We start from the raw sequence: 6,568 nt of genomic DNA, 5'->3' as shown, positions 1-6,568 counted from the left end.
CGGGTCGTGCAGGTCGTCGGTGGCGCGGCTCATGCGGTCCGCCTCTCGTGGGGAAGATGACATGCACTCGCTTTTCGATATGTCGAACGCCATCTGACATGACGAACGTCGAAAAGGTAAGGGTGTGTCACGGAGAGGTCAACGGGTCCGACGGGACGTGACGGTCAGGGTCGTGACGGTCAGGGCCGTGCGGGCGTGACGGTCCAGCCGGTGGCGGCCACCACGTCCCGCGCGATGTCCACGACGGACCGCCCGTCCGTCCCCACCCGTACCGTCCCCGCCGGGGCACACCGGTCCAGGAGCCGCGCCTTGCGGAGACTCCCCTCCAGCTCCCGCTCCAGGTCCGAGCCGAGCTCCCGGCCCGCCAGCCGCTCGCGGACGGTGGCGTCGGAGGCGGTGAGCAGGACGCGCACGATGCTCACCCCGGCCCCCAGTGCACGCTCGAACATGCCCGTCTGCTCGGGCAGCACGCTCACGGTGTTCGTGTAGACCAGGCGCCGGTAGCCCCGCTGGGCGAAGTTGGCCCACACGGCGGTCAGATTGCTCTCGGTGATCTCCGAGCGGTGCGGGTCCCCCTCCGGTGCCGGATGCACCTGGCCCATGAAGTCGCCCTCGACGATCGCGTGGGGGACCGCCGCGGCACGCAGCAGTGCGGAGACCTCCCACCCCACGGTCGTCTTGCCGACCCCGGCCCGTCCTCCGATGAGCAGTACCTCCGCCTGGTCCATGCGGGCAGCCTGCCAGCCGGCGGCCGTGCTCCGCGATCCGATATCGGGCCGCTCGGTCGGGAGCCTCAGGCCGCCACGGGTGTGAAGGTACCCATCCGGTCCCCCTCCGGCTGGACGACGCCGTACGTCCCCTCCGGGACCGCGTTCCAGGCGCCGGGCAGGTCGCCCAGGGGCTCGGAGACGATGAGGCGGGCGCCGTCGGAGATCTCGTGCAGGAAGGCCACGTCCGGGTGGAGGGAGCGCAGCGTGTCCACGCGGGTGCTGTAGAACAGCGAGCGCGACTCCTTCTGGCTGGAGTAGCGGAACGCCCACAGGCGCACGCCGTCGGTCACCGAGACCGTCATCTGCAGCGGGAACTCCACGCCGTGCTCGTGGCCGACGCGTTCCACCAGGCCGGCCATCCGGGCGACGGCGCCGGGCGGGTCCTCCTCCAGGCCGAGGGTCAGCGACAGGTAGAACATCATCTCCGAGTCCGTGGAGCCCTCCACGTACGGGAACAGCTCCGGGTCCACGGCCAGCGCGAGGTCGCGCCTGACCAGGTGGAACTCGGCGATCGCCCCATTGTGCATCCACATCCAGCGGCCGTGCCGGAACGGGTGGCAGTTGGTCTGCTGCACCGCCGTGCCGGTCGAGGCCCGGATGTGGGCGAAGAAGAGCGGCGAGACGACGTGCTCGGCGATCTCCCGCAGGTTGCGGTCGCTCCACGCCGGGCCGATGTCCCGGACGACGGCGGGGCTGTCCTTGTGCGACGCGTACCAGCCCACGCCGAACCCGTCGCCGTTGGTCGTCTCGACGCCCATCTTGGAGTGCAGGCTCTGGTCGATCAGTGAGTGGACCGGCCTGTAGAGGATGCTGTCGAGCAGGATGGGAGTGCCCGAATAGGCGAGCCAACGGCACATGTCCACCGCCTTCCCGGTCACGACCGCGACCGTCGTCTCCCGGTCACGGTCACGACCGCCGTGTCACGGTCACGGCCTCGACCGTCGTCCTACGGACCGTCCTCCCGCCGCCCCAGCGCGAGCCTCGTCACCCGCAGCCAGTCGGGTGCCCCGCTCCCCCGCCGGGTACGCACCGCACCACGCGGAACGCGCACGCGCAGCGCCCCGGGAGCGGTCCGGCACACCACGGGGGCCGGCAGCAGCACGTGCTCCCCGTCCACCCCGGCCGGAACGGTCGGGGTGTCCGCCTCCACGACGACCTCCCCGGCGGTGAGCCGCAGCAGGCCGGCCGCGCGGGGACCGCGCGCCAGCCCCGCGGCCCGCACCGCGCTCTCCACCCGTACGCCCAGGACCCCCAGCCGTCCGGAGTCCAGCCGCTCCCTGCGCCCCGGCCGGGACGCGTCGACCGCCCGCGGATACGGGTTGTTGCTGACCAGCAGGGCCTGCAGCCCGTCCGCCCGGGTCCCGTCGGCCCGCATCCCCAGCCGGGGCGCCGAGGGTCCGGACAGCAGCCCGGGCATCATCCGGAGCGTGGTCCGCCGTTTCTCCTCCCGGTACGCGGGATCGCCCACGACCGCCGCGTACGTGCCGAAGGAGGCGTTGTTGACGAACACCCGGTCCGCGGCGAACCCGAGGTCGACGCGGAGCTCGACACCGTCCGTCAGGGCGTCCAGGGCCTTCGCCGGATCGTTCCGGTCGAGCCCGAGATCGAGCGCGAAGTGGTTGCGGGTACCGGCCGGGATCACCATGAACGGCACGTCGTGCCGGGCGGCCACCTCCGCCACCAGGGCCTGGGTGCCGTCCCCGCCGGCCACCGCCAGCAGGTCGGCCCCGTCGCGCACGGCGTCCTCGGCGAGCGCGGCCACGTCCTGGTGGTGCCCGGCGCCGAGCAGCACCACCCGGACGCCCGCGGTACGCGCCCGCTCCGCCAGCCGGAAGCGGTCGACCTTGCCGCCGCCGGAGCGCGGGTTCATCACCGCCCAGGGACGGCCGGGCGGCGGGGCGGACACCGGCTCGGCGGGTCCGGGCGCCACCGCCGTCCGCGCCGCGCCCGCGGCCAGCGCCCACAGTGCCAGGGAGAGCGCGGCCGGTCCCAGCATCCCGCCCGCGGCGTACAGCGCCAGCACCGTCAGCGGGGCCACCGCGCACAGCGCCGCGCCGGCGATCCGCGCCACCCCGGAGCGGGCGAGCGTCCACCACAGTCCCACGGCCGCCAGGGCCAGCCCGGCGAGACCGAGCAGCGCCCAGAGCAGGCTGCGCAGACCGGCGGCGAGGAGCGGGACCAGCACGCCGGCCGCGAGGGCGAGGAGGGCCAGTCGCGCCCACGCCGTGTCCCGCCGGACACCGGTCCGCGACACGGTGCCGTGGCTCAGTGCTCGGCGCGGGTGCCCGAACGCGGCGCGCACAGTGCCCAGACGATGAATCCGGAGAAGGCGATCATCACGACGGACCAGACCGGGTAGTACGGCAGGGACAGGAAGTTGGCGATGATGAGGAGCCCGGCGATCGTCACGCCGGCGACGCGGGCCCACATGGCTCCCCGGGCCAGACCGAGGCTGACGAGCACCGCGAGGACGCCGAGCGCCATGTGGATCCAGCCCCAGGCGGTGAGGTCGAACTCGAAGACGTAGTTCCGCGTCGTGACGAAGACGTCGTCCTCGGCGATGCCCATGATGCCCCGGAGGATGTCGAGCACTCCCACGATCATGAGCGTGACGGCGGCGAAGACCGTCAGGCCTTCCGCCCACTGCCGCTTCACCGACGGCGCGTGCGCGCCGGTCGCGCCGCGGGCGCCGTGTGTCGGATGTGTCGCTGTCATTCCGGTGCCTCGATTCGATGTCGTACGGTCGGCTCGATGTCGTACGGTCAGCGCCCCCCGGACGAAGCGAACGGACTCGTGTGTTCCGTCGGGCCGTGGCCGCTCAGGACCAGCTCCTTCGCCCTGCGGAACTCGTCGTCCGAGATGTCGCCGCGGGCCTTGATCTCGGACAGCCGGGCGAGTTCGTCGACGCTGCCGGTGCGGCCGCCGGCGCCCCTGGCGGTCTCGCGGACGTAGCTGTCGAACGCCTCCTGCTGTGCGCGCGCCTGCGCGATCTCGCGGCGCCCCATGTTCTTGCCGCGGGCGATCACGTAGACGAAGACGCCCAGGAAGGGCAGGACGACCGTGAACACCAGCCAGCCGGCCTTGGCCCAGCCGCTCAGGTCGTCGTCGCGGAAGATGTCCATGACGACCCGGAAGAGCAGGACGAACCACATGATCCACAGGAAGAAGACCAGCATGGTCCAGAAGGCGCTCAGCAGCGGATAGTCGTACGCGAGGTACGTCGCACCACTCATCTCACTCCTCCGTTCCGGGCCGCCCGTGCCCGACATGCCGTTGTGTGCCGACTTCAGCGTGTACGCGGCGGGGGGCCGCCGCCTCACCCTGGGCGGGTGAAGTGCCGCCCCGGCCGGACGTCCCGGCCGGACGGCTCAGCCGGTCCCCGCGGGACGGCGGGGCGTCCCCGTGATGCCCGACCTGCGCAGCGCGGCCCGCCAGGCCAGGGCGACGACGGCCTCGACCAGTCCGAGGAGGACGAGCCACAGGCCGAGGAGCCGGGTCAGCGCCCGGGCCGATTCCGCGGGCAGGGCCAGGACGACGATCCCCGCGACGACGGCGAGCAGCGCCGCGCCGAGGACGACACCGCGGTGCGGCAGGTCCCGCGAGGCGATCGCCGTGAAGAGGGTGAGCATGCCCGACACCAGCCAGACCACTCCGACGATCAGGGAGAGGGCGGCGATGGTCTGCAGCGGGTTGCGCAGGCAGAGCACCCCGGCCAGGACGTACAGCACCGCCAGCAGGAGTTCGGGCAGCCGCGCGCCCTGCTCCTCCCGGCCTAGGACGCCGACGAACCGGAACGCCCCGGCCACCAGCAGGTACAGACCGACGAGCACCGCGAGGACGTGCAGTGTGGTGTCCGGCCACACCAGCACGATGATCCCCGGCACGAGGGTGGCGACGGCGGAGGCGAGGATCCACTGCCAGGAGCGCCCGAGCGCCCCCAGGACCTCGGCGGGGCCGTCCGGCAGGCCGGGGGCCGCGCCGCCGGGCGGGTGCGTCCGTCCGGGGCCGGGTGCCGGACCGGGTGTCGCGCTCATGGCTCCTCCCTCCGCGCAGCGCGCCCGGACCACGGCGCGGGCGCGGGCGCGGGACCAGCCTTCCGCCCGGCCGCCGTCGCCGGGTCACCCACGACGGGTGATCCGGCTGGGGCGCGGGCGCGGTGGGATGGCGGCGAACAGTCGTCGTCCGGCGGACGGTCGCCCTTCGGCGAGCAGTCGTCGTTCGCGGTGCAGGCGGGAGACAGCGATGGCCGTACCGAGTCCGTTCAGCGCACCCCTCTCCCCGGCCGAGCGGGCCGCGTACGGCAAGGAGGCACGCGGCCGTGCGCCGCGCTCGTCCCACGGCCGGTTCGAGGCGGCCCGGGACCGGCCCGACCCCGTCGACGTGATCGAGCGGCAGTCGGAGACCCGGCTGCCCGAGCTGGTGCCGGTCCGCTACGGCCGCATGCTCGAGTCCCCCTTCCGGTTCTACCGGGGAGCTGCGGCGATCATGGCGGCGGACCTCGGGCCGGCCCCGGACACCGGGCTGACCGTGCAGCTGTGCGGTGACGCCCACCTGCTCAACTTCCGCCTGCTGGCCTCCCCGGAACGCCGTCTCGTCTTCGACATCAACGACTTCGACGAGACGTACACCGGTCCCTTCGAATGGGACGTCAAGCGGCTGGCGGCGAGCCTCGCCGTCGCCGGCCGGGCGAACGGCTTCCCGGTCGAGGCGCAGGACGAGACCGTGCGCGCCTGTGTGAAGGCCTACCGCCGGCGCATGCGGGAGTTCGCCGGGATGCGCACCCTCGACGTCTGGTACGCGCAGGACGACGCCGACCGGCTGCGGGAGCTGATGACGTCGTCGACGGACCGCGAGGCCCGGCGACGCGCCGCCCGGGCGGCGGCACGCGCCCGGACCCGCACCCACCTCCAGGCCTTCGCGAAGCTCACGCGGGCCACGCCCGGGGGGCGGCGCATCGCCCCGGACCCACCGCTGATCACACCGCTGGGCGACCTGGTGGACGATCCCTCGGCCGAGGAGAAGGCCCTGCGCGAGGTCCTGGACGGGTACGCCCGCTCGCTGTCGTCGGAGCACCGGCACCTGCTGGGGCGCTACCGCCTGGTCGACGTGGCCCGGAAGGTGGTGGGCGTCGGCAGTGTCGGCACCCGCTGCTGGATCGTGCTGCTGCTCGGCCGGGACGACGACGACCCCCTGCTGCTGCAGGCCAAGGAGGCGCAGGAGTCGGTGCTCGCCCCGTACACGCGGGGCGAGCGGTACGACAACCAGGGCCGCCGGGTCGTGGCGGGCCAGCGGCTGATCCAGACCACCAGCGACATCCTGCTCGGCTGGACGCACGCCGTGGGCCTCGACGGACGCCCCCGGGACTTCTACGTGCGGCAACTACGCGACTGGAAGGGCATCGCCCGCCCGGAGACCATGGACCCGGCGCTGCTGCGGTTGTTCGCACGGCTGTGCGGGGCGAGCCTGGCCCGCGCCCACGCCCGTTCCGGCGATCCGGTCGCCATCGCCGCCTACCTGGGGCGCGGCGACCGCTTCGACCGGGCGCTCGCCGGATTCGCGCAGGACTACGCGGACCGCAACGAGCGGGACTTCGAGGCGCTGCGCGAGGCCGTACGGTCCGGCAGGGTACGCGCCGAGAGCCCCTGACCCACCGACCGGAAACCTCACTCCGGCACCTGACACGCCTCCAGGACGCACAGGCCCACGCGGACCGCAACGAGCGGGACTTCGAGGCGCTGCGCGAGGCCGTACGGTCCGGCAGGGTACGCGCCGAGAGCCCCTGACCCACCGACCGGAAA

The 6,568-nt window shown here is 73.4% G+C and carries 7 protein-coding genes; 1 reads left to right on the top strand and 6 read right to left on the bottom strand.

Annotation, left to right across the window (positions count from 1 at the left end; translation table 11 throughout):
* Nucleotides 1-179: 179 nt before the first annotated feature.
* The 6 genes from ACH5AO_RS34155 to ACH5AO_RS34130 form a co-directional block, all read right to left on the bottom strand.
* Entirely contained in the window at nucleotides 180-728 is a 549-nt protein-coding gene (locus tag ACH5AO_RS34155; RefSeq protein WP_398931558.1) for an AAA family ATPase, read from the bottom strand.
* A gap of 65 nt (nucleotides 729-793) precedes the next feature.
* Nucleotides 794-1,627 (bottom strand): class II glutamine amidotransferase, encoded by an 834-nt coding sequence (locus ACH5AO_RS34150; RefSeq protein WP_398931564.1) that lies wholly within the window; start codon nucleotides 1,625-1,627, stop codon nucleotides 794-796.
* Between the two features lie 89 nt (nucleotides 1,628-1,716).
* Nucleotides 1,717-3,024, bottom strand: a complete 1,308-nt coding sequence (locus ACH5AO_RS34145; RefSeq protein WP_398931556.1) for a diacylglycerol/lipid kinase family protein — start codon at nucleotides 3,022-3,024, stop codon at nucleotides 1,717-1,719.
* 11 nt (nucleotides 3,025-3,035) lie between these two features.
* Nucleotides 3,036-3,485, bottom strand: a complete 450-nt coding sequence (locus ACH5AO_RS34140; protein ID WP_398931554.1) for a hypothetical protein — start codon at nucleotides 3,483-3,485, stop codon at nucleotides 3,036-3,038.
* A gap of 47 nt (nucleotides 3,486-3,532) precedes the next feature.
* Nucleotides 3,533-4,003: an SHOCT domain-containing protein gene (locus tag ACH5AO_RS34135; protein WP_398931552.1), complete on the bottom strand. Its 471-nt coding sequence runs from the start codon at nucleotides 4,001-4,003 to the stop codon at nucleotides 3,533-3,535.
* 135 nt (nucleotides 4,004-4,138) lie between these two features.
* The gene (locus ACH5AO_RS34130) at nucleotides 4,139-4,804 is read right to left on the bottom strand and encodes an HdeD family acid-resistance protein (RefSeq protein ID WP_398931551.1); all 666 of its coding nucleotides are present in this window, start codon (nucleotides 4,802-4,804) and stop codon (nucleotides 4,139-4,141) included.
* A gap of 208 nt (nucleotides 4,805-5,012) precedes the next feature.
* Here ACH5AO_RS34130 and ACH5AO_RS34125 point away from each other — a divergent pair, with 208 nt between their 5' ends.
* On the top strand, nucleotides 5,013-6,416 hold the full coding sequence (locus tag ACH5AO_RS34125) for a DUF2252 domain-containing protein (protein ID WP_398931549.1): 1,404 nt from the start codon (nucleotides 5,013-5,015) through the stop codon (nucleotides 6,414-6,416).
* Nucleotides 6,417-6,568 lie beyond the last annotated feature (152 nt).

The sequence above is a fragment of the Streptomyces sp. NPDC018964 genome (assembly GCF_044390325.1).
Classification (GTDB): domain Bacteria; phylum Actinomycetota; class Actinomycetes; order Streptomycetales; family Streptomycetaceae; genus Streptomyces.
Note: the sequence above shows the minus strand (reverse complement) of the source record. Positions and strands in the feature narration are given on the sequence as shown.